Source organism: Streptomyces marispadix (assembly GCF_022524345.1).
Lineage (GTDB): Bacteria > Actinomycetota > Actinomycetes > Streptomycetales > Streptomycetaceae > Streptomyces > Streptomyces marispadix.
Genome location: NZ_JAKWJU010000002.1, coordinates 1,874,537 through 1,896,706, shown reverse-complemented (window position 1 = coordinate 1,896,706; position 22,170 = coordinate 1,874,537). Strand labels below are relative to the sequence as shown.

15 protein-coding genes and 1 pseudogene are annotated in these 22,170 nt (G+C 70.6%); 5 read left to right on the top strand and 11 right to left on the bottom strand.

Translation table 11 applies throughout. The annotated features are described in order from the left end of the window. Positions 1 to 48: 48 nt before the first annotated feature. The 8 genes and pseudogenes from MMA15_RS08090 to efeO all read right to left on the bottom strand — a co-directional run bounded on the left by MMA15_RS08090 (position 49) and on the right by efeO (position 12,944). Positions 49 to 837: a snapalysin family zinc-dependent metalloprotease gene (locus MMA15_RS08090; protein ID WP_241058458.1), complete on the bottom strand. Its 789-nt coding sequence runs from the start codon at positions 835 to 837 to the stop codon at positions 49 to 51. 450 nt (positions 838 to 1,287) lie between these two features. Next, positions 1,288 to 3,633 carry a glycoside hydrolase family 65 protein gene (locus tag MMA15_RS08085; RefSeq protein ID WP_241058457.1) on the bottom strand — a complete coding sequence of 782 codons (2,346 nt, stop codon included), beginning with the start codon at positions 3,631 to 3,633 and terminating at the stop codon, positions 1,288 to 1,290. Between the two features lie 179 nt (positions 3,634 to 3,812). Next, positions 3,813 to 4,544, bottom strand: a pseudogene (locus MMA15_RS08080) (HAD family hydrolase); the annotation flags it as partial. 43 nt (positions 4,545 to 4,587) lie between these two features. Next, positions 4,588 to 8,001 carry a GH92 family glycosyl hydrolase gene (locus MMA15_RS08075; protein WP_241058456.1) on the bottom strand — a complete coding sequence of 1,138 codons (3,414 nt, stop codon included), beginning with the start codon at positions 7,999 to 8,001 and terminating at the stop codon, positions 4,588 to 4,590. 160 nt (positions 8,002 to 8,161) lie between these two features. Continuing rightward, the gene (locus tag MMA15_RS08070) at positions 8,162 to 8,791 is read right to left on the bottom strand and encodes a helix-turn-helix transcriptional regulator (protein ID WP_241058455.1); all 630 of its coding nucleotides are present in this window, start codon (positions 8,789 to 8,791) and stop codon (positions 8,162 to 8,164) included. Between the two features lie 399 nt (positions 8,792 to 9,190). Next, the gene (gene efeU, locus MMA15_RS08065; RefSeq protein ID WP_241058454.1) at positions 9,191 to 10,168 is read right to left on the bottom strand and encodes an iron uptake transporter permease EfeU; all 978 of its coding nucleotides are present in this window, start codon (positions 10,166 to 10,168) and stop codon (positions 9,191 to 9,193) included. An 87-nt stretch (positions 10,169 to 10,255) separates the two neighbouring features. Further along, positions 10,256 to 11,794 carry an iron uptake transporter deferrochelatase/peroxidase subunit gene (gene efeB / locus MMA15_RS08060; protein WP_241058453.1) on the bottom strand — a complete coding sequence of 513 codons (1,539 nt, stop codon included), beginning with the start codon at positions 11,792 to 11,794 and terminating at the stop codon, positions 10,256 to 10,258. A gap of 10 nt (positions 11,795 to 11,804) precedes the next feature. Further along, positions 11,805 to 12,944, bottom strand: coding sequence for an iron uptake system protein EfeO (gene efeO / locus MMA15_RS08055; RefSeq protein WP_241058452.1), 1,140 nt, complete (start codon positions 12,942 to 12,944; stop codon positions 11,805 to 11,807). A gap of 289 nt (positions 12,945 to 13,233) precedes the next feature. Between efeO and MMA15_RS08050 the strand changes: the two genes are divergently transcribed. Both MMA15_RS08050 and MMA15_RS08045 read left to right on the top strand, forming a co-directional pair. Further along, the gene (locus tag MMA15_RS08050; protein ID WP_241058451.1) at positions 13,234 to 13,821 is read left to right on the top strand and encodes a COG4315 family predicted lipoprotein; all 588 of its coding nucleotides are present in this window, start codon (positions 13,234 to 13,236) and stop codon (positions 13,819 to 13,821) included. Next, positions 13,805 to 14,287, top strand: coding sequence for a hypothetical protein (locus MMA15_RS08045; protein WP_241058450.1), 483 nt, complete (start codon positions 13,805 to 13,807; stop codon positions 14,285 to 14,287). The genes MMA15_RS08050 and MMA15_RS08045 overlap by 17 nt, the downstream gene beginning before the upstream one ends. Here the strand turns inward: MMA15_RS08045 and MMA15_RS08040 are convergent. The 3 genes from MMA15_RS08040 to MMA15_RS08030 all read right to left on the bottom strand — a co-directional run bounded on the left by MMA15_RS08040 (position 14,277) and on the right by MMA15_RS08030 (position 18,138). After that, on the bottom strand, positions 14,277 to 16,529 hold the full coding sequence (locus MMA15_RS08040; RefSeq protein ID WP_241058449.1) for a xanthine dehydrogenase family protein molybdopterin-binding subunit: 2,253 nt from the start codon (positions 16,527 to 16,529) through the stop codon (positions 14,277 to 14,279). The genes MMA15_RS08045 and MMA15_RS08040 overlap by 11 nt on opposite strands. Further along, positions 16,526 to 17,521, bottom strand: coding sequence for an FAD binding domain-containing protein (locus MMA15_RS08035; protein WP_241058448.1), 996 nt, complete (start codon positions 17,519 to 17,521; stop codon positions 16,526 to 16,528). Before MMA15_RS08035 ends, MMA15_RS08040 begins: the two co-directional genes overlap by 4 nt. Positions 17,522 to 17,610: 89 nt before the next feature. Continuing rightward, entirely contained in the window at positions 17,611 to 18,138 is a 528-nt protein-coding gene (locus MMA15_RS08030) for a (2Fe-2S)-binding protein (protein WP_241058447.1), read from the bottom strand. A 110-nt stretch (positions 18,139 to 18,248) separates the two neighbouring features. Here MMA15_RS08030 and MMA15_RS08025 point away from each other — a divergent pair, with 110 nt between their 5' ends. From MMA15_RS08025 to ku, 3 genes are all read left to right on the top strand, one after another. Next, positions 18,249 to 18,818: an antibiotic biosynthesis monooxygenase gene (locus MMA15_RS08025; RefSeq protein WP_241058446.1), complete on the top strand. Its 570-nt coding sequence runs from the start codon at positions 18,249 to 18,251 to the stop codon at positions 18,816 to 18,818. Positions 18,819 to 19,031: 213 nt separating this feature from the next. Next, positions 19,032 to 20,495, top strand: coding sequence for a glutamate decarboxylase (gene gad / locus MMA15_RS08020; protein ID WP_241058445.1), 1,464 nt, complete (start codon positions 19,032 to 19,034; stop codon positions 20,493 to 20,495). A 467-nt stretch (positions 20,496 to 20,962) separates the two neighbouring features. Continuing rightward, positions 20,963 to 21,991, top strand: coding sequence for a non-homologous end joining protein Ku (ku, locus tag MMA15_RS08015; RefSeq protein WP_241058444.1), 1,029 nt, complete (start codon positions 20,963 to 20,965; stop codon positions 21,989 to 21,991). Positions 21,992 to 22,170: the final 179 nt, after the last annotated feature.

The following is a 22,170-nucleotide window of genomic DNA, read 5'->3' as shown; positions in this document are numbered from 1 at the left end:
CCCAAGGCGCGATTCCGCTCTGGCGCTCAGCCGGGCTCCGCCGCGCGCTCAGCCGACCGCGCCCGCGCTCTCCGTCCGCGAGCCCGCCCCGAAGTTGCCCCGCACCTCCCGCACTTCGGCGGCGTTCGGGTCGGAATTGGTGCAGGACGCCCCCGGTGACTTGCCCGACATCACGCTGGAGCAGGGGCCGGGCTGGTCGTCCTTGAGACCCAGCAGATGGCCCAGCTCATGGGACACGACGCGTATCCCGTCGTGTCCCTCGGCGAGCGCCCTGCGGCCGATGACGACGGTGCCCTTGCCCAGCACGGACCCCTGGGGCTCGGCACCGGGCCAGCCGTCGGTGGCGACGAAGCGGATGTCGGCCTGGGTGCCCTGGCGTGCCGGGCGCAGTTCGATCTCGGGCACTCTGTCCGTCCACGACCGCGCAGCGGCTCGTATCGCGCCGGTGTAGCCGTCCGCCGCGCCCGCGTCGTAGGTCAGCAGCACGGGGTCCCTGCGGCCTCCGCGGTCGCCGGTGTCGGGCGCCGTCCGCGGCAGGGCGCCGCTGACGTCGTCGACGGGCCACTTCGTGGCGACGGGCCCGTCCTCGGGGCCCTGTTCACCGCCCGGTCCGGCCGACTCCCCTACGACTCCCGAGCCGCGTGAGTCGCCGTCCCGCGAGGGGAGTCGGTCCGAATCGCGTCCCGAGACGTCCCTTGAGGACTCGTCGATGGAGGAGACCCTCCGCTCGTCCGCGGGCGACTTCGCGTCGGCGCCTTCCGGGCCTCCGCATGCCGTCAGCGCGAACAGAGTCAGCGGCAGGCCGGCCGCCGCCCATCTCCCGAGTCCGATACGCATCGCTCGTCTCCCTCAGTGGTGTCGATGTGGCGCGGCCCCTTGTGGACGTGACATGCGCTGTGTCCGTGACACGCGACGTGCCGTGAGGCAGACGTGCCGTGAACGTGCCGTCGGCGCCCGGCGCTTGGTGCCTGGAGTGAGGCACCGGCGCGAGCGCGCCGGTGAAGGGGCGGCCACCGCGGGCGTACGCATGCTGCCCGAAACGGGCCCGTTCCGCAGACGTTTGTTACCCACGTGTAGGAAACAGCGTCCTACGGCCCCGTTCCAGCGGCACGGGCGATCTGTACGACATGGGCGGCGACTTGGGCCGTTTGGGACCGGCCGTCGCGTGGCGCACGACGGCACCGCGCACGATGGCACCTGCACGGCCCGCACGACGGCGCCTGCACGGCGCTGCGCACGACGGCGCCTGCACGGCGCTGCGCACGACGGCGCCTGCACGGCGCCGCGTCAGTGCCTGCTCGCCGGGCGCCGCCCCGGCGGCTGCTTCGGCTCGGGCCGCCGCGCCGCCCGGCGCACCTTGCGCGTGCGGGGCTCCCCGCTGTGCACCGTGAAGTGCTCCCCGTAGTGGCAGATCTCCAGCGGCGAGCCCTCGATCAGCGTGTACGTGGCCGTAGACCCGCTCATCTCGACCCGCAGCCGCCGCCCCAGCATCTGCACGGTGAAGGCGAGCCGCGTCAGCTTCTCCGGCAGCTTCGGAGCGAACTCCAGGGTGCAGTCGGTGTGCCGCATCCCGCCGAAGCCCACGACGAGAGCCGTCCAGATGCCCGCGAGGGCGGCGATGTGCAGTCCGTCCCGGGTGTTGTTCTCCAGGTCGGCCAGGTCCATCAGCGCGGTCTCGCCCAAGTAGTCGTACGCCAGGCGCAGATGGCCGACCTCGGCGGCCATCACGGCCTGCCAGCACGCGGAGAGGGAGGAGTCGCGCACCGTGAGCTGCTCGTAGTAGTCGAAGTTACGGGCCTTCTGCTCTTCGTCGAACTCCTCGCCGTGCCTGCACATCGCCAGCACCAGATCGGCCTGCTTGACGACCTGCTTGCGGTACAGCTCGAAGTAGGGGAAGTGCAGCATCAGCGGATAGCGGGCGGGGTCCATGCCCGCGAAGTCCCAGACCTGGTGGCCGGTGAAGTCGGCGGACTGCTCGTGGACTTGGAGGTCCTCGTTGTACGGGAGTGCCACGGCCTCCGCCGCGTCCCGCCAGGCGGCCGTCTCCTCGTCGTCGACGCCGAAGGCCGCGGCCTGGTCGGGGTGGCGGTCCACGGCGTTGGCGGCCTCCCGCATGTTCGCCCGCGCCATCAGGTTCGTATAGATGTTGTCGTCGGCGACGGCGCTGTACTCGTCGGGGCCCGTGACCCCGTCGAAGTGGAAGGCGCCCAGGTGGTCGTGGTGGCCGAGCGAGTGCCACAGGCGTGCGGTCTCGACGAGGATCGGCACGCCCGTATCCCGCTCGAACTCGTCGTCGCCCGTGGCCGATACGTAGCGCACCACCGCGTCGGCGATGTCGGCGTTGACGTGGAAGGCGGCAGTGCCGGCGGGCCAGTACGCGGAACACTCCGAGCCGTCGATCGTCCGCCATGGGAACGCGGCGCCGCGCAGCCCGAGTTGCTTCGCCCGCTCACGTGCCGCCGGGAGGGTGTCGTAGCGCCAGCGCAGCGCCTCGGCGACCGACTGCGGAGAGGTGTAGGTCAGCAGCGCCAGCACGAACGTCTCGGTGTCCCAGAAGGAGTGCCCGTCGTAGCCGGAGCCGGTGAGGCCCTTCGCCGGGATGGCCCGCTGCTCGGCGCGTGCGCCTGCCTGGAGTACGTGGAACAGCCCGAAGCGCACGGCCTGCTGGATCTCCGTGTCGCCGTCCACCTCCACGTCGGAGCGTGCCCAGAAGTCGTCGAGGTAGGAGCGCTGCTGCTCCACGAGGCCGTCCCAGCCGGTGCTGCACGCTCCGGCGAGCGCGGCGTCGACCTGGTCGCGCACGGCGGGCAGTGAGCGCACGCTCGACCAGCCGTAGGAGACCGTCTTCTCCAGCCGCAGCGGCGCACCCGGCCGCAGCACCGAGGTGACCGTAAGGCGGCTGACGTCCTCGCCGCTCTCGCTCGAAGTCCTCGTGGACTCGGGGCCCTTGACCTCGTGGTCGGCGGCGGCGGCGACCCGCAGACCGCTGCGGCGCGTGCAGTGCACCAGGCGCAGCCGGTTCCCCGCGGCGAGGTTCTCCTCCGGGTCGAGAGGCGATTCGAGCGCGGCGGCGGCACGAGGGTCGCCCTTGAGATGGGGAAGCTGCTCGTTGGCGACGAGCTCCGACTGGATGACGACGCGGACCTCGCCGTCCAGCGGCTCCACCTCGAACGCGACGGCGGCGATGGAGCGTTGGCTGAAGGAGACCAGCCGCGTCGAGCGCACCCGCACCGTGCTGCCCGCGGGCGAGGTCCACTCGCAGGTGCGGTGCAGCAGGCCGCTGCGCATGTCCAGTACGCGTTCGTGCGAGCGCAGCCGCCCGTAGCGGACGTCGAAGGGCTCGTCGTCGACGAGGAGGCGGATGACCTTGCCGTTGGTGACGTTGATGACCGTCTGCCCCGACTCCGGGTACCCGTAGCCCGCTTCGGCGTACGGCAGCGGGTGCAGCTCGTGCACGCCGTTGAGGTACGAGCCCGGCAGGCCGTGCGGTTCGCCCTCGTCGAGGTTGCCGCGCCAGCCGACATGCCCGTTGGAGAGCGCGAAGACGGACTCGCTCTGGGGCAGCACCTCCAGATTGAGGCCCGTCTCGCGCAGTAGCCAGGGCTCGCACGCATACGCACGGTGGGTGATCACGGGGTCTCCTCCCGGCGGGGCGGCGCGGTGCCGGTGGTCCCCGCGCTCCCTGCTGTCCCGTCTGGTCTGGCTGTCCCGCCCGCCTTGCCTGCCCGGTCTGTCCGGCCTGTCTCGCCTGTCTCGCCTGTCCGGCCTGTCTCAGCGGGGTCTGCCGTCCCGGCGGAGCGGGCCGTCCCGGCGTCTTCGAGCAGCTCGTCGAGGTCCGTCACCACGGTGTCCGCGCCGTGCCTGCGCAGCTCCCGCGCCTGGCCTACGCGGTCGACGCCGACGACGAGGCCGAAGTGCCCGGAACGCCCGGCGTCCATACCGGCCAGGGCGTCCTCGAAGACTGCGGAGGCGGCGGCGTCCACACCGAGGTCCGCGGCGGCGGCCAGGAAGGTGTCGGGCGCCGGCTTTCCGGGCAGCCCGCGCTCGGCTGCGACGACGCCGTCGATCCGTACGTCGAAGAGGTCCTCGATGCCGACGGAGACCAGCACGTCGCGGCAGTTCCTGCTGGAGGAGACGACGGCGGTGCGCAGCCCGGCGTCCCGTACGGCCTTCAGATAGCGCACCGAACCGGGGTAGGCCGCGACGCCCTCCTTGTGGATCTTCTCCAGCAGCAGGTCGTTCTTGCGGTTGCCCAGGCCGTGCACGGTCTCGCGCTCCGGGGGATCGTCCTCGTGGCCCTCGGGCAGCCGGATTCCACGGGAGGCGAGGAAGGTGCGCACGCCGTCGTCGCGCGGCCGGCCGTCGACGTAGCGGTCGTAGTCGTCGTCGCCGAACGGACGGAAGCCCTCGCCCTCGCGGCCGCGCAGGAAGCCGTCGAACGTCTCCTTCCAGGCGGCGGCGTGCACCACGGCGGTTCTGGTGATCACACCGTCGAGGTCGAAGAGACAGGCACGTACGGACTCGGGCAGACCCACGGAAATCACGGGCCCCGGGTCCCCAGCACCGGCCGGGGCATGCCTGTACGGCTCAGCCGAGCAGTTCGATCTCCGAGAGCACCGAGGAGCGGCCGTCGGGCACGAGCCTGTAGTGCCTGTACGTACCCGGGCGGCCCACGGTGAAGACGCGGGTCTGCCGGTCCCAGCGGAAGGACTCGTCCTTGCGCCGGTCGACCTTCTTCCAGCGCTCGCCGTCGTCGGACCCCTCAAGGGTCCAGCCGTGGGGCGCGTCCCCCGCGTCGGCCGAGGTGAGCGTGTAGGAGGCGATCCGCTTGCCGCCCGCTCCCGGCTTCAACTCCAGCTCCGTCTCGGAGAAGGCGCCGCGGGTCTTGGAAGTGTCGTCCACCAGCGGCTTGCCGGGGGACGGCAGGGTCAAGTCGCGTGGCGGGGAGGGCACTCGGGCGTCCTTGGTGATGGAGGTCGGCGCGTTCCTCTCGCCTGTGCCCCACTTCGACGGCCTCGGCCCCATGTCGAACTCCAGGGTGCCGCCGCGTGCGAGCAGCCGGTGCGGCAGCGCGGTCGACTGCCAGCGCTTTCCGTTCACCTTCAGGCCCTGGACGTAGATGTTGCGCTTGCTGTTGCGGGGGGCCTTCACCACCAGTTCGCGGCCGTCGTCCAGGTGGACGGTCGCCTTGGTGAACAGCGGTGAGCCCACGGCGTATTCGGGCGAGCCCATCACCAGCGGATAGAAGCCGAGGGCGCTGAAGACGTACCAGGCGGACATCTCGCCGTTGTCCTCGTCGCCGGGGTAGCCCTGGCCGATCTCGCTGCCGAGGTAGAGGCGCGAGAGCACGTCGCGGACCTTGCGCTGGGTCTTCCAGGGCTGTCCCGCAGCGTCATAGGTGTACGCGATGTGGTGCGAGGGCTGGTTGCTGTGCCCGTACATGCCCATGCGTACATCGCGTGCCTCGGTCATCTCGTGGATGACGTCGCCGTAGGAGCCGGCGAACTCCTTCGACGCGGTCTCCGGGGTGGAGAAGTACTTGTCGAGCTTCTTCGCCAGTCCCGCACGGCCCCCGTAGAGGTTGGCGAGGCCCCTGGTGTCCTGGGGCGCGGTGAAGGCGAAGCTCCAGGCGTTGGTCTCGGTGTAGTCGTGGCCCCACACCCGGGGGTCGAACTCCCCGGGCGGCAGCCGCCATTGACCCTCGCCGTCCCTGCCCTGGAAGAAGCCGATCCGGTCGTCGAAGTGGTTGACGTAGCCGCGGGCGCGGCCGAGGAAGTACTCCGACTCCGCCTTGTAGCGGGCCTTGTGGGTCTTGCGGTACAGGGCACGGCCCATGCGGGCGATGCCGAAGTCGTTGAGATAACCCTCCAGGGCCCACGACATGCCCTCGCCCGTCTCCGTGCTGGTGTAGCCGACGAACGGCGAGGTCGACATGCCCTTGCGGCCCACGCCGGAGCGCGGCGGCGCCACGGTGGCGTTCTTGACCGCGGCCTCGTAGGCGGCCTCGGCGTCGAAGTCGACGCCCTTGCCGTAGGCGTCGGCGAAGGCGACGTCGGAGCTGGTGCCGGTCATCAGGTCCGCGTAGCCGGGCGAGGACCAGCGTGAGATCCAGCCGCCGTCCTTGTACTGCTGCACGAAGCCGTCGGCCATCCTCCCCGCGCGCCGCGGGGTGAGGAACGAGTACGCGGGCCACGTCGTGCGATAGGTGTCCCAGAAGCCGTTGTTGACGTAGACGTCCCCGTCGACGATCTTCGAGCCGGTGTGCGTCGGGGTGTCCTCGCCGGTCGGCTTCGAGAACGGGCTGGCGTAGCGCTTGCGCGAACCCACCGTCTCGGCACCGGAGTTGGGATACAGATACAGCCGGTAGAGGCTGGAGTAGAGCGTGGTGAGCTGATCGCGGGTCGCGCCTTCGACCTCGATACGGCCCAGCAGGCCGTCCCACTTGCGCTGTGCGCGCTGCCGTACGTCGCCGAAGGAATCGTCCGCGGAGATCTCCCGCGCCAGATTGGCCTTCGCCTGGCCGACGCTGATGAGGGACGTGGCGATGCGCATCGTGACCGTGCGGTCGGCGCCCGGCTTGAAGCGCAGATAGCCGGTGACGTCCTTGCCGCCGCCGCCCTCCAGCCGTCCGCCGCCGGTCACCGCCGAGTCGAAGCGGGCGTAGACGAACATGCGGGTCGCGCCCACCGACAGCTTGCTCTTGACGTCCGAATAGCCGGTGACCGTGCCGGACTTCTCGTCCAGGGTGAGGCCGCCGCGGCCGTCGACGTTGTCGAAGACGAGGTTCGCGTCGTCGCCGGGGAAGGTGAAGCGCATCATCGCGGCGTGGTCGGTCGGGGTGATCTGCGTCTTCAGCCCGCTGTCGGAGGTGACGCCGTAATAGTGCGGTCTGGCCGTCTCGTTGGAGTGGTGGAAGGGCAGCGCGCGGGCCTTGCGGGAGGCGTCGGGCTTGCCGGAGGCGGCCGACGGCATCACCTGGAACGTCTGGCGGTCGCCCATCCACGGGCTGGGCTCGTGGCTGGCGCTGAACGCCTGGATGGTGGGCAGGTTGTCGTCGTTGTTCTTACGGGCGTAGTCGTAGAGCCAGTCCGTGGAGCCCGCGTCGGTGACCGGCGTCCAGAAGTTGAAGCCCCCGGGCAGTGCCGTCGCCGGGAAGGTGTTGCCCCGGGAGAAGTCGCCGCTGGAGAGGGTGCCGCGGGTGGTCTCGGCGTAGTCGGAGAGGTGCGCGAGGCGCTTCTCGGGGGCCTTCGGCCGGATCGAGAGGTCGTCGACCCAGCCCCGGAAGGCGGCGGCGCCCTTCGGGGAGTCATAGGCGACGAGGATGCGGTCCACGGTCTTGCCCGCGGCGACGGAGCCGATCCGCGACTCCCTGTGGTTCCACTGGTTCGCGTACAGCGTCTTCGCGGCGGCCTGCCCCTGCGGGGTGAGCGCGTTGCCGTGCTGGTCCCTGGCGCCGAGGTCGCTGAGGTAGGTGCCGTCGGTGAAGGCGAGATCGATCGCGGCGTGAGTGGCGGGGTAGTCGAGGTCGGTCTTCGGCAGCTCGGGGAAGATCTTGTACGAGAGCGAACTGCGGGCGCTCACACGCAGATCGACGTCGAAGACGCGGTTGTAGCTGTAGCCGTGGCCGCTCGCGGTGTGCTCACCGGCGTAGCGCAGCGAGTGCCCGCCGCTGAAGCCCGCGCCGTCCTTGGAGGTCGGGGTGTCGTCGGGGCCCGTGCCGGTGTGGCTGCTCATGCCGGGTGTGCCGGGGGAGGAGTCGCGGTGTACGCCGTGGGTCTTCTTCTCGCCGTCGGGCGCGGTCTCGACGCTGTCCTTCCAGTCGGGCGCGGGATCGCCCTTCTCGAAGGACGAGGCGAAGGACGAACCGGACGAGGACGGCGGTGCGGAGGGCGAGGCGGGCTGCCGGGGCTGTGACGCGGAGGCCGCGCCCTGTGCCGTCACCACCAGCAGTGTCGATACGAGGAGCGCGGCCCATGATCTCCGTGGCTTGATGTGCCGCACTTGCCTGCTCCCCGGGGTCTGTTGACATCGTTGTCCGCTGCTGACGCAGAGAACCAGTAATGTCCGTGCGCACTGTGGTGTCAAGGGTGCCCATGGTCACGGTTGGGCTGGAATCCGGGCGGCCCGGCCGGAAGGCTGCACGGCCCGGCCGCCCGGAAGTTCAGAGCCAGCCGCGTTTGCTGGCTATGCACGCGGCGTCGAAACGGTTCCGCCCGCCGAGCTTCTTGATCGCGCTGGAGGTCACATTCCGAACCGTGCCGGGTGAGAGGAAGAGTTCCGCGGCGATTTCGCGCACGGGGGCTCCGCCGGCGGTGAGCCGGAGGACTTCCTTTTCTCTGGTGCTCAGGGATCTGCCGTTGCACGGCGGCTGTCTCAGCAGTGCGGCGGAGTCGATCGGTCCGGCCGCGGCGGCCTGAGCGGCTCCGTTGCCTGGATTGTTCGCGACAAGTCCCCGTATCGCATTCACCAGTTGCGGCAGCGCCGCATTGTCGGGGATGACGCTGAGCAATCCCGGAGCCGATGCCTCCTGGCGTCTGGCAGGCGCGCCGGGGCTTGTGCCGATGACGGCGATTCGGCACCGGGGCACGGCCGTACGCAATTCGTCCGCCAGGCAGCGGCCCGCGCGTCCCGTCGTGTTCGTCCCCAGCACGGTCACTGCGGGAAGCGTACGAAGAACGGTAGGAACTATTTCCCGGCTGTTGTTCACGGTCGCCACGACTTCGAAATCGTGGACTAGATTGAGCGTCGCCGCGATGGCTTCCGAGTAAAGACGTCTCTCGTCGCCGATCACAATACGAGTATTCATTTTGACAAAGCCCCCGCTTCGGCTTCACAGGTCATCGCCCAACGGTCGTAGAGTTCCATGCCCCAACTGCCGTGGTCAATGGCCGTCGACGTTCCCGGCTGCCCGAGTGGGGCATGGTTCTGCGCGTATGACCGATTTGGAAAAGACATTTTGAGGCCGCCTTGAGGTTTCAGTTGTCAATACCACTGAAACTCGCGAAAGTTCACCCGGGCGGGATTGTGAAGATCGAAAGGCGGAGTCGGGCGGGCCGCTGAAACTGCATTCCCCGTGCCGCCGCAGTCAATCCTGATCGGGCGGTGCGGGGTTCGCGGGCGTGTGCGGTGTGCGGACATGCGGCGCGGCCCGGACCCCTGGTCGGGGGTCCGGGCCGCGCGCCGCCTGGTGTCAGCGGGCTGTCGTCCGGCTGCTCTCTCCGGCGGCGCCCCCGCCGCCCGACCGCGCGGACTCCTCGTTCTGCGCGGGCAGTTCGGACTCGACTGCCTCGTACTCCCCGGGCCGCCCGGTCACTTCGGACCGCTGCGGCTCCTCGCGCCCCTGCCCCTGCTGCTGTGACGACGGCGACGGCGTCTTGGAGCCCCGCAGGAAGAGATACAGCACGGGAACGACGTACAGGACCCACACGCACGCCTGCACGACCGTCGGGTCCGGCTGGAAGTTGACCGTCCCCTTGAGCAGGATTCCGTACCAACTGTCCACGGGCACCGCTGAACTGACGTCGAACGCCTTGTTCTCCAGACCGCCGAGGAAGCGCGCCTCCTGAAGGTCGTGCACCCCGTAGGCGAGCACGCCCGCCGCGACGACGATCAGGACTCCTCCCGTCCAGGTGAAGAACCCGGCGAGGTTGATCCGCAGCGCCCCCCGGTAGAAGAGCCAGCCCATCGCGATCGCCGTCAGGATGCCCAACAGCGCGCCGATCAGCGGCCGTACACCGTCGTCGGCCGCGTCCACCGACCTCCATACGAACAGCGACGTCTCGATGCCCTCACGGCCCACCGCGAGGAACGCCGTCGCCACCAGCGCACCCGAGCCCATCGCGAGCGCCGCCTCCAGCTTGCCCTCCAGCTCCGCCTTGAGGTGGCGGGCCGTGCGCCGCATCCAGAAGACCATCCAGGTCACCAGGCCCACCGCTGCGATCGACAGCGAGCCGCCGATGGCCTCCTGCGCGGTGAACGTCAGCTCCTGCGTGCCGAATTGGAGCCCGGCGCCGAACGCCAGACTCACCGCGACCGCGATCCCCACGCCCGCCCAGACGGGCGGCAGCTTCGGACGGTTGTCCGTCTTGACGAGGTACGCGACGAGGATGCACACGACCAGGCTGGCCTCCAGCCCTTCGCGCAGACCGATCAAGTAGTTGCCGAACACGCCGGTTTCCTTCCGTGTGCCGTTGCCTTCGGGTGCGGGTGCGGGTGCGGGTGCGGGTTGCGGTGCGTACGTGCGCGGGCGTGCGGGTCAGGAGAAGAGCTGCCGGGCCCACCAGTCGCCGGAGTCGCGCACGCCCGGAGGAATCGCGAACACCGCCGAACCCACGTGCTGGATGTACTCGTTCAGCTCGGTGTCCTCGCGGGCCAGCCGCCGCTGCAACGGTATGAAGCCCTCCCGCACGTCCCGCTGGTACGCGAGGAAGAACAGCCCCGCGTCCAGACGGCCCAGACCGTCCGTACCGTCGGTGAAGTTGTAGCCGCGCCGGAGAATGCGGATGCCGTTGTTGCTGTGCGGGTGCGCCAGCCGTACGTGCGCCACCGGGGCCATGGCCGACAGGCGCACCTCGTCCCGTTCACGGCGGCGCCCGGCCGGAGCGCCCTCGCCCTTGCTGCGGCCGATGATCATCTCCTGCTCGGCCAGCGGCGTACGGTCCCAGATCTCGATGTTCATGCGGATCCGCCGGGCCACCAGATACGAGCCGCCTGCCATCCACTCCGGGCCGTCGTTCTCGCCCGCCCACACATGCCGTTTCAGCGCCGCGGCGTCGTCACCGGAGATGTTGCGGGTGCCGTCCTTGAAGCCGAAGAGGTTGCGCGGGGTCTGCGCCTGAGGCGTCGTCGAGGACGTCTTGCCGAAGCCGAGCTGCGACCAGCGCACCGAGACCTTGCCGAAGCCGATGCGCGCGAGGTTGCGGATGGCGTGCACCGCGACCTGCGGGTCGTCCGCGCATGCCTGTACGCACAGATCGCCGCCGCTGCGCTTGTCGTCGAGCGCGTCGCCGGGGAAGTGCGGCAGGTCCGGAAGGGCGTCCGGACGGCGCTTCTTGAGGCCGAAGCGGTCCTTGCCCTTGTCGTCCTCGAAGAGGGACGGACCGATGCCGAACGTGAGCGTCAGCCGCGACGGCGGCAGGCCCAGCGCCTCGCCGGTGTCGTCCGGCGGCGCCTCGCCCGGACCGCCGACCGCGCCCGTGCCGACCGTGTCGCCCGCGGTCATACGGGCCGCCGCGTGCGACCACCGCTGAAGCAGGTCCTCCAGCGCGGCACGGTCGTCGGTGAGCACGTCGAACGCGGCGAAGTGCAGCCTGTCCTGTACGGCGGTGGCGATTCCTGCCTGGTGTTCGCCGTAGAAGGGCACAGCCGAGGAGGAGTCCGCGGCGACGGTCTGGGCGTCGCTTCCATAACGCAGCGCCGCGGCCGTGCCGCCCGCGCTGGCGGCGCCGAGCGCCAGGCCCGCGCCGCCCCAGCCGAGCAGGGCGCGGCGGCCGGGGTGTGCGCGGCGGCCCAAGTGCTCGGCGCGGCCCGGATGTTCGGCGTCCTTCGGGCTTCCGGCGCGGCCCGGGTGCGCGGGGCACCCGCCGCCTTCCGCGGCCCGGCTCACGGCCTTCGCCCCGGCCTCGCTCTCTTCCGTAGCCGCCGTCTCCGTCGCCTTCTCCGGCTTCGCAGTCTTCCCCGGCTCCGTCGCCTTCTCCGACGGCTCACCGGCCTCCGCGGGCTTCCCCGGCCTCTTCGACTCCGCCGGTTTCTCCGCCTGTTCGCGCTCTTCCGGCTCGCGTGCGTCCGCTGTCATCGGTCCCCCTTTACGACGCGACCGAGGCGGCGAGGCGCGAGAGCGGTTCGGCCAGCGCGTTCACCGCGTTCGACAGCTTCTTCCGTTCGCCCTTGCCCACGGTGTCGTACGCGACGAAGCCGTCACCCTCCCGGTGTTCGTCCAGCTTCTTCTCGATCGCTGCGAACTGCTCGTCCAGGTCCTTCGCGAGCTGCGCGTCCTTCTTGGCCGTCACCGGCTTCAGCAGCTCGTAAGCCTTCTTCGCACCCTCCACGTTGGCCTCGAAGTCCACGAGGTCGGTGTGGCTGTAGCGCTCCTCCTCACCGGTGACCTTGCCGGTGGCCACCTCGTCGAGGAGTTCCTTGGCGCCGTTGGCCATGCTGGTCGGGGTGATCTCGGCCTTGCCGACGCGGTCGCGCCAGTCCTTGAGGTCCTTCATCAGACGCCCGGCGAGCTTCTTGTCCTCCGCGGAGATCTTCTTCTTCTCCCACAGGGACTTCTCCAGCTTGTGCCAGCCCGTCCACTTCTGGCCCTCCTCCAGGCCGTCCTCGCGTACGTCGACCTTGGGGTCGATGTCGCCGAAGGACTCCGCGACGGGCTCGGTGCGCTCCCAGCCGACGCGGGAGACGGCGTACTCCTTCTTGGCCTTCTCGACGTCGCCGTCCTCGACGGCGTCCGCGAACTTCTGCGCCGCGGGCACCGTTTCGTCGGCCTGCTTCTGCACATAGGTGCGGTACTCGGCGACGGCGGCGTCCAGTTTCGGGTCGCGCTTCTCGGCGGCGCCCTTGCCGGTGGCGGTCACCTTCTGGCGGATGCCGTCGCCCTTCATGCCGGGCTTGCAGGCGATCTCGTACTTTCCGGCCTCGACCTCGGTGGTGATCTCGGCCTTCGTGCCGGGGCCGATGTTCTCCCGTTCGGTGACGATGCGGTCGCCGGGCGCGTATACGTAGACCTCGGTGACCTTGGTGCCCTTGTTCTCGACGTGCAGGCGTACGTGGCCCGCGGGGAACTCGGTGTCCGAGACCTTGCAGGACGAGTCGCCCGCCGCGACCTGTACGCCGCCGTCGCCGCCGGGCTTCTGCTTCTCGGCGCAGCCGGTCAGAGCGGCGGCGGCCAGCAGAGGAACTGCCGCGCCGGCTATGAGAGTTCGGCTTCGAACGGAGGCGGACATGCTGATCTCCCGGTGACTGACGGCGATTTCACGTGCTTCGAGGTACTTCGAGTGCGGTGCTTCGAGTGCGGTGCTTCGAAGTACTGGGCGAGTGATACATGGCGCTGGTCATTTAAGCAAGGCTTACCTAACTCGGGAAGGTAGCACGAGGCGCCGCGCACTCCTGCGGGCGGGTCCGGTAGGCGGAACGGCCCTTGAGATGTGGCCGGTCGGCGGCGGCTGGGCTCTAGTGGGCGTTGAGGAGCAGAGCCGGAGCGAGCTGAGCCGGAGCGAGGAGGCCCGAGGTCCGATGAGTGACAGCAGCCGGACGGACGTCACGAGCACGGGCACCGACGTGAGGAGCACGGGCCTGGGCTTCCGCTGGCGGTCCGTCGTCGCGGTCGCCGCGGCCCTGCTCGTACTCGGCGCATGCGGAGGCGACGGCGACGGCGGCGGCTCGGGAGGCTCGACACCGAGCGAGCACGGGGAGAGCTCCACGAAGGCCAAGACGGTGACCGCGCGTTCGACGGACCTGGGGAAGGTGCTCGCGGGCGGTCAGGAGAAGACCCTCTATCTCTTCGAGAAGGACAAGGGCCCCAAGTCGACGTGCGCGGGCGGCTGTGCGCAGGCGTGGCCGCCGATGATCGTGAAGGGCAAGCCCGTCGCGGGGAGCGGCGGCGTGAAGAAGGGTCTGCTCGGCACGTCCCGGCGCGACGACGGCAAGACCCAGGTCACCTACAAGGGACGCCCCCTCTACTACTTCCAGGGCGACCAGAAGTCCTCGCAGACCAACGGCCAGGGACTCGATCAGTTCGGAGCGAAGTGGTACGCGCTGGCCCCCGACGGCAAGGCCGTGAAGAAGAAGGCGAAGGACGGCGGCGGTGGCGGCGGTTACTGACCACCGGCGCCCGGCACGTGCCTCGCACCGGCTGATGCGGGCCATCGCCCGGGTGCTGGCCGCGGCCGGTCTCGCCGTCAACGCGTACGTGCACGCCGATCTGGCTTCCGGCTACGACCAGGTCGCCGCCTCCGTCAGCCAGGGCGATCTGTTCCGGCTGGAGGCGGCGCTCGGGGCGCTTGCCGCGCTGCTCGTCCTCGTATGGCGGCGGGTGCCCGCGGATCTCTTCGCCTTCGTCGTAGCGGCGGGCGGGCTGGCACTGCTGCTGGTCTATCTGTACGTCGACGTCGGCGAACTGGGCCCGTTCCCCGATATGTACGAGCCTCAGTGGTACTCCGAGAAGACGGTCGCCGTCGTCGCGCAGGCGGTGGCAGTGGTCTCCACCGTGCTGCTGATCCTGACCACGCGTCGTCGGCGGCGGCGCGGTGGAGAGCCGTTCTCGGAGACCGGCGGCTTCACCGGATGATGTCCTCGACCGTGATCGGCAGCTTGCGGAAGCGCCGTCCCGTGGCGTGATGGACGGCGTTGGCGATCGCGGCGTTCGCACCGACCTGCCCGATCTCGCCGACGCCCTTCACACCCAGCGGATTGACGATCCGGTCCTCGACCTCGACGAGTTCGACCGTGACGTCGGGGGCGTCGGCGTTCACCGAGATCAGGTAGTCGCCCAGGCTGCCGGCCACCCAGCGGCCGGTGCGCGGGTCCATGTGGTTGGCCTCCAGCAGCGCCTGCCCGACGCCCCAGAGCATGCCGCCCATGAGCTGGCTGTACGCCGTACGGGGGTTGAGCACCCGGCCCGGCGCGAAGGCGCCGGTCATGCGTCGGACGCGCACCAGACCGAGCTCCGGATCGACGGCGACCTCGGCGAACTGGGCGCCGAAGGTGAGCATCCCGTACGGGGTGTCCATCCCCGGCGGGTTCCATGTGCCCGAAGCCTCGGCGTCCGGGCGGTGGTTGCGGTGCAGCAGGTCCGTGTAGGGCTCGGAGGACGTGCCCGCGGACGTGCTCGCCGACGTGCCCGCGAACATGGTGCCGTCCCGCACCACGACGCGGTCCGGGTCCGCGCCGTGCAGGGGCGAGCCGCTGTCGGCTACGGCGTCCCTGACGAGCTGGTCGCGCAGCGCCGTCGCCGCGGCGTGGACCGCGGCGCTGATCATCCCCGCGCCCGCCGAACCGACGGCCGCCGCGATGCCGGAGAAGTCGGTGTCGCCCTTCTCGAAGCGGCAGCGTTCCACGGGAACGCCGAGGGCGTCGGCGGCGACCTGCGCCATCACGGTCGCCACCCCGGTGCCGAACTCGGGCGTCGCCGCCTGCACGACGACGCTGCCGTCCGCGTAGATGCGCGCCCTGGCGCGCTGCGGCGTACCGGGCGGAGGCGCCGGATAGCCGGCCGCGGCCATGCCCGTGCCGATCAGCCAGTCGCCCTCGCGACGGGAGCGGGGCTCGGGGTCGCGGTCGTACCAGCCGAAGCTGGCGGCTCCGCGTTCGTAGCACTCCTTGAGTCCGTTGCTGGACCAGGGATTGCCGGAGACGGGGTCGGTGTCCGCGAAGTTGCGCAGCCGCAGCTCGATCGGGTCCAGGCCGGTCCTCTCCGCGAGTTCGTCCATGGCGCATTCGAGCGCGAACATGCCGGAGGAGTCCCCGGGGCCGCGCATGAAGGTGGGCGTCATGGTGTTCGCGCGGATGAGCCGGTAGACGCCCTCGTAGTTGGGGCACGCGTACATCTGCGCGGCCGAGTTGAGCGACGGCTCCGCCCAGTCGTCGAAGTGCGAAGTGGGGGAGAGCTTGTGATGGCGCAGCGCGGTGAGCCGGCCGTCGCCGGTGGCGCCGAGGGTGATCCGCTGCTCCTGCTCCTCCCGGTGGCCGCAGGAGGTGAACATCTGCTCGCGCGTGAGGGCCAGTTTGACGGGACGGCCCACGGCGCGTGCGGCCATCGCCGCGAGCGTGGGGTGGTGCCAGATCATGGCCTTGCAGCCGAAGCTTCCGCCGACGTAGTGGCTGACGACGCGGATCTTCGACAGCGGGATGCCCAGTAGCGCCGCCACCGTGAGCTGAGTGGCGTTGACTCCCTGCGTGCCGTCGTAGAGCAGCAGTTCGTCGCCGTCCCAGACGGCGGTGGTTCCCGAAGCCTCCAGCGGATTGTGGTTGTTGGCGGCGAATTCGAAGGTCGCGTCCACCACGGTGTCGGCCTTCTCGAACCCCGCCTCGACGTCGCCGCGTGCGGTACGGCCCGGAAGGAAGCCCGCGAAGATCGTTTCGGGCTCGTACGACTGCTCGCGGCCCTGCTCGACGGTGGTGACCGGCTCGGACTCCTCGTACTCGACGCGCAGCAGCGAAGCCGCGTGCTGGGCGCGCTCATGGGTGTCGGCGACGACGAGGGCGATGTGCTGGCCGCCGTAGTGCACTGCGTCGTCCTGCATCGGGAAGAAGGTCTCGCCGGGGGCCGGACCGCCGAAGAGGGACGGGACGAGCGGAGGCTGCGCGGCGATCCTCGGCAGGTTCTCGTGCGTGAGCACCGCGAGCACCCCGGGCTCTTCCCAAGCGTCGGACGCGTCGATCGCGGTGACGCGGCCCGCGGCGATGCGTGAGCCGACGACGCATGCGTAGGCCATGCCGGGGGCCGGGATCTCCGTGGAGTAGCGCGCCGTGCCGGTGACCTTCGGGCGTCCGTCGACCCGTTCGAGCGGCTGTCCGATCGCCGTCGTCATGAGGTTCTCCCGTTCGCCGTGAGGGTTTCGAGGACGCGTACGATCACGCGCTGCGCGAGGTCGACCTTGAAGGCGTTGTGAGCGGTGGGGCGTGCGTCGGCCAGTTCCATGCGGGCCGCTTCCGCGAAGCTCTCCCGGCCCGCGGTCGCTCCGAGCAGGACGCCTTCGGCGCGGTGGGCGCGCCAGGGCTTGGTGGCCACGCCGCCCAGGGCCAGCCGTACGTCCGCGATGGTGCCGTCCACCAGGGAGAGCGCGCAGGCCGCCGAGACGAGCGCGAACTCGTAGCTCTCGCGGTCGCGGACCTTCAGATAGGCCGAGCGGCGCGCGACCGGCGCCGAGGGGACCTCGATCGCGGTGATCAGCTCGCCGTGCTCCAGCGGGTGCTCGCGGTGCGGGGTGTGTCCGGGTGTCAGGAAGAAGTCGTCGATGCCGTATGCCTGTTCACCGTCCGTGCCGTGGGTGTGGACGCGAGCGTCGAGAGCGGCGAGTGCCACCGCCACGTCCGAGGGGTGCGTGGCGATGCAGTGCTCGCTCGTACCGAGCACGGCGTGGCCGCGGCTGAAGCCCTCGAGGGCCGAGCACCCGGTGCCGGGTTCGCGCCTGTTGCAGGGGGAGACGGCGTCGCGGTAGTAGGGGCAGCGCACCCGCTGGAGCAGATTGCCGCCCATGGAGGCCATGTTGCGCAGTTGTGGCGACGCTCCCGCCTCCAGGGCCTCGGCGACGAGCGGAATCCTCTCCCGTACGAGCGGGGAGGCGGCCACCTCGCTCATGCGGGCGAGCGCGCCGATGCGCAGGCCGCCGTCGGGTGCTTCGTCCACGCCGGTCAGCGGCAGGTCGTTGATGTCGACGAGCCGGCGCGGTGTGAGGACGTTCTGCCGGAGAAGGTCGATCTCGGTGGTGCCGCCGGCGAGGAAGTCGCTCGTCGGGTCGGCGCTGACGGCCGTGATGGCGTCGGCGGCGTCGGCGGCGCGGGAGTAGGTGATGAGCCGCACGGGACGTGCTCCGTTCTCAGGGTCGTCTGCTGGGGCTTCGTGTGCGGGGGAGGTCCGTCGGCTTTCTTCGTCTGCCGGGCTCGGTCCGCTCAGGACTCGTCGCGTACGGCGCGTACGGCCGCCCGGATGTGGGGGTAGGCGGCGCAGCGGCAGAGGTTGCCGCTCATCCATTCCTTGATCTCGTCGTCGTCGCCGGTGTGGCCCTCGGCCGTCAATGCCGCCGCGGACATGATCTGGCCGGGGGTGCAGTAGCCGCACTGGAAGGCGTCCTCGGCGATGAACGCCCTCTGCATGGGGTGGAGTTCACCGTTCGGTCCGGCCAGTCCCTCGATCGTGGTGACCTCGCGGCCCTCACAGGTCAGCGCAAGTGTGAGGCAGGCGAGCACGCGGCGCCCGTCCACCCAGACCGTGCATGCGCCGCAGGCGCCCAGGTCGCAGCCCTTCTTCGGGCCTGTCAGATCGAGGTGCTCCCGCAGTGCGTCGAGCAGGCTGACCCGGGGTTCGATCTCCGTGACGCGCTCGGCCCCGTTGACCGAGAGGGTGACGGGCACCGGTCCGGGGCCGCGTTCCTCCAGGCCCGGGCCGCGCTCGGTGAGCGAGGGGCCGCGTACGGACATGTGCACCTCCGGAGAGCACTGACGAAGATCATTACAAGGGGCTCATAGTAGGGCAATATCGTGCAAACCAGACCGCGTTGCGGCATCCAGACGCACAGCAGGGGAAGCCAGTGGCAGGGACGAACGACGGTGCGCCGCAGCGGCAGGAGGCGGTGACGGTGGTCTTCACCTGGGAGGTCACGCCGGGGAAGGAAGCGGAGTTCGAGGAGTGGGCGCACGGCGTCGAGGCCGCAGCGGCCGCCTCCCCCGGCCAGCAGGGAGTCACCTGGCTACGGCCCGAGGGTGAGAGCCGCCGATACCACGCGGTCGTACGGTTCGCGGACACCGGGAGCCTTCAGCGCTGGATGGCCTCACCCGAGAGGGCGGCGTGGCAGGAGCGGGTCAAGGGTCTCGGACGCAGCGTCAGGCCACAGCCGGCCACGACGGGACTGGAGACCTGGTTCGACGTCCCGCGTCTGGTCGCGAGACCTCCGGCTCGATGGAAGATGTCGCTGACCACGGTCCTGGGCGTCTATCCGTTCGCCCTGCTCTACGACGGAGCCTTCGCCGAGTACTTCCTCGCCTGGCCGCTGCCGGCGCGTACGGCCGTCTTCCCCCTCTTCCTCGCTCAGCTGCTCACTTACGCCGTCATGCCCTGGCTCAGCAGAGTGCTGCGGCGCTGGCTGTATCCCGGGTCCTGACGCCACGGGCGGGCGCGCACCCTCGGCGGCCTCGAACTCGTCGGGCCCGGTATCGAAGTGCCGCACCGCCGGCGGCCGTACGGGGTGTCGGCGCGTGCCCGGCGGTGGCGGCCCCCGACCGGCGCAGCCCCGCGGGCAGCGGGGGCCGGGTGCCCGTAGGTTCGCGGCAGAAGCTGAAGGGTATACACGACCGCCGCCTGGGAGGCACTGACGATGTCGCTGCACAAGGGCCGGACCGGCACGGGCGCCCACACGGGCACCGGCGGCGGCGACGGCGACGGCGCCCGGTCCCGTACCGAACCACGCGCGGTCTCCGTCAATCCCTTCTACGGCGAGGCGGACCCCGTGAGCGGAATGACCACGGAGCCGCCCTCCCACCGGCTGCCCGACAGCCCCATGGCACCGGAGGCCGCCCGTCAGCTCGTGCAGGACGAGCTGATGCTGGACGGCAACTCCCGCCTGAACCTGGCCACTTTCGTCACGACGTGGATGGAGCCGCAGGCGGGCGAGCTGATGGCCCTGTGCCGTGACAAGAACATGGTCGACAAGGACGAGTACCCGCGCACCGCCGAGCTGGAGCGGCGCTGCGTGGCGATGCTCGCCGACCTGTGGAACGCCCCGGACCCCTCGTCGGCCGTCGGATGCTCCACCACCGGCTCCAGCGAGGCGTGCATGCTCACGGGCATGGCCCTCAAGCGCCGCTGGGTCCGGCGCGTGGGCGACCGCTATCCCTCGGCGGCCCGGCCCAACCTGGTGATGGGCTCCAACGTCCAGGTGTGCTGGGAGAAGTTCTGCAACTTCTGGGAGGTGGAGGCCCGTCAGGTCCCCATGGAGGGCGAGCGGTTCCACCTCGACCCTCAGGCCGCCGCGGAGCTGTGCGACGAGAACACCATCGGCGTCGTGGCCGTACTCGGCTCCACCTTCGACGGGTCGTACGAGCCGGTCGCGGAGGTGTGCGAGGCGCTCGACGGTCTTCAGGAGCGCACGGGCGTCGATGTGCCCGTGCATGTGGACGGCGCGTCCGGCGCGATGATCGCGCCCTTCCTCGACCAGGAACTGCTGTGGGACTTCAGGCTGCCGCGCGTCGCCTCGATCAACACCTCCGGCCACAAGTACGGCCTGGTCTACCCCGGCGTCGGCTGGGCGCTGTGGCGCTCGCCGGAGGCGCTTCCGGAGGAGCTGGTCTTCCGCGTGAACTACCTCGGCGGGGACATGCCCACCTTCGCGCTGAACTTCTCCCGGCCCGGCGCGCAGGTCGCCGCGCAGTACTACACCTTCCTGCGGCTGGGCCGCCAGGGCTTCCGCGCCGTACAGCAGACGGCACGCGACGTGGCCCGGTCGCTGGCCGGGCGGATCGGGGAGACGGGCGACTTCCGCCTGCTCACCCGCGGCGACCAGCTCCCGGTCTTCGCCTTCACGACCTGGCCAGACGTGTCGAGCTTCGACGTCTTCGACGTCTCACGGCGGCTGCGCGAGCGGGGCTGGCTGGTCCCGGCCTACGTCTTCCCGCCGAACCGGGAGGATCTGTCCGTGCTGCGGATCGTGTGCCGCAACGGCTTCACGGCGGACCTCGCCGACCTCTTCATGGAGGATCTCAGGGCGCTGCTGCCGGAACTGCGTGCCCAGAGCGGCCCGTTGCGGCGCCCGGCCTCGGTGGCGACGGCCTTCCACCACTGAGCGCGCGCCGCTGGCCGCACACGCCCCCTGTTCGAGGGGGGCGGCCCCGGCCCGAACCCCGACCCTGACCCTCGAACCCCGACCGAACCCCGACCGAACTCGCTCGGAGCCTCGCGAGGATTCCGGTCTTCTTGGTCGGGGGACCTGTGGCGGACTCTCGACGCACTCGGGACAGCAGCCACGCCACCGCACGGCACCGAGACGGAGATCCCGGACGTCCGGCGCCCGAGGCTCCCCACCCGGAGGAGCCCGCCGAGCCCCGCGCACCGCCCGTGGACGCTGTTCGAGCAGGTCGTGGCGCTGCTCCGGCGGCACAGGGTGTGGGGGTGCTTCCCCACGGGGCGACGCACCGCGTGAACCGCGCTGCGTGAACCGTGCGGGGTGAACCGCTCCGACTGGGTACCCGCCGCGGTAGCCGACAGGACCGGCGATCACCAGGGACCGTGCAGGAGAGGAGGGCGAGGAGAATGGCCCGCCCGATATGGAGCGGAGTGATCACCTTCGGTCTGGTGACCGTTCCCGTGCAGCTCTTCGCCGCCGTCGAGGACCACGCCGTCCACTTCCACCAGCTCCAGCGCGGCACGGGCGACCGGGTGCGCAACCGCCGCGTCAACGAGCGCACCGGCAAGCGCGTCGAGTACGACGACATCGTCAAGGGCTACGACGTCGGCGACGGCGAGTACGTGATCGTCGAGCGTGAGGAGCTGGAGGAGATCGCACCGGGAAGGTCCCAGGTCATCGACGTCCGCGGCTTCGTCGACCTGGAGGAGGTCGAGCCCGCGTACTTCAGCCGCACCTACTACCTGGCGCCCAGGAGCGACGAGTACGCCAGGGTCTACCGGCTGCTGCGCACCGCGCTCGAGGAGACGGGCAAGGCGGGGGTCGCGACCTTCGTCATGCACGCCCGTGAGTACCTGGTCGCGCTGCGCGCGGGCGAGGACGTACTGGAGCTGCACACCCTGCACTGGGCCGATGAGGTCCGCGACCCGGAGCGGGAGCTTCCGAGGCTGCCCGGCCGGGAGCAGAGCCGCAGCAAGGAGCTGGACAGCGCCCGGCAGCTCATCGACGCGATGTCGATGGACTGGCGTCCCGAGGAGTACGAGGACACCTACGAGAAGAAGGTGCGGCAGCTCGTCGAGGCCAAGCGGGAGGGCAAGGAGGTCGTGGCCGAGGAGAAGCCCCCGGAGGCCACCGACGTCGTCGACCTGGAGGAGGCGCTGCGCCGCAGCGTCGACCAGGCGGGCTCCGGGAAGGGGCGCGGCTCGCGCTCGGGCAAGCGGAGCGGGGGCGGTTCACAGGGCGGCTCCCGCGCGGGCTCCGGCGGTTCGCGCGGTTCCGGACGCGACCGTGGCGGCGGCGACCGCTGGCTGACCGAGCTGAGCAAGCGGGACCTCTACGAGCGCGCCACCGAGCAGGACATCCAGGGCCGTTCGCGGATGAACCGGCAGCAGCTCATCAAGGCGCTGAAGGACACCAGGACCAGGAAGGCGGCCTGACCGGGGCTACCCACACCGGGCGGACCCCCGCGCTCCCAGGGAGGGCCCCGCGGTCCCGGGTCGCGTCCTGTGCGGACTCCGGTCGCGCCCGGTGCGGTCCCCGGTTTCGCGGCCCCTTCGGTCCTCGTGGTCCCGCCGGACTGCCCCGTCCGTGACCGCGCCCGCACCCCTTTCCGTAC

What these genes read in the sequence shown, in the direction of transcription:
- MMA15_RS08090 (WP_241058458.1), bottom strand. Translation starts at nt 837, where the DNA reads ATGCGTATCGGACTCGGGAGATGGGCGGCGGCCGGCCTGCCGCTGACT.
- efeB (WP_241058453.1), bottom strand. Translation starts at nt 11,794, where the DNA reads ATGACAGCGGACGCACGCGAGCCGGAAGAGCGCGAACAGGCGGAGAAA.
- efeO (WP_241058452.1), bottom strand. Translation starts at nt 12,944, where the DNA reads ATGTCCGCCTCCGTTCGAAGCCGAACTCTCATAGCCGGCGCGGCAGTT.
- MMA15_RS08050 (WP_241058451.1), top strand. Translation starts at nt 13,234, where the DNA reads ATGAGTGACAGCAGCCGGACGGACGTCACGAGCACGGGCACCGACGTG.
- MMA15_RS08040 (WP_241058449.1), bottom strand. Translation starts at nt 16,529, where the DNA reads ATGACGACGGCGATCGGACAGCCGCTCGAACGGGTCGACGGACGCCCG.
- MMA15_RS08030 (WP_241058447.1), bottom strand. Translation starts at nt 18,138, where the DNA reads ATGTCCGTACGCGGCCCCTCGCTCACCGAGCGCGGCCCGGGCCTGGAG.
- gad (WP_241058445.1), top strand. Translation starts at nt 19,032, where the DNA reads ATGTCGCTGCACAAGGGCCGGACCGGCACGGGCGCCCACACGGGCACC.
- ku (WP_241058444.1), top strand. Translation starts at nt 20,963, where the DNA reads ATGGCCCGCCCGATATGGAGCGGAGTGATCACCTTCGGTCTGGTGACC.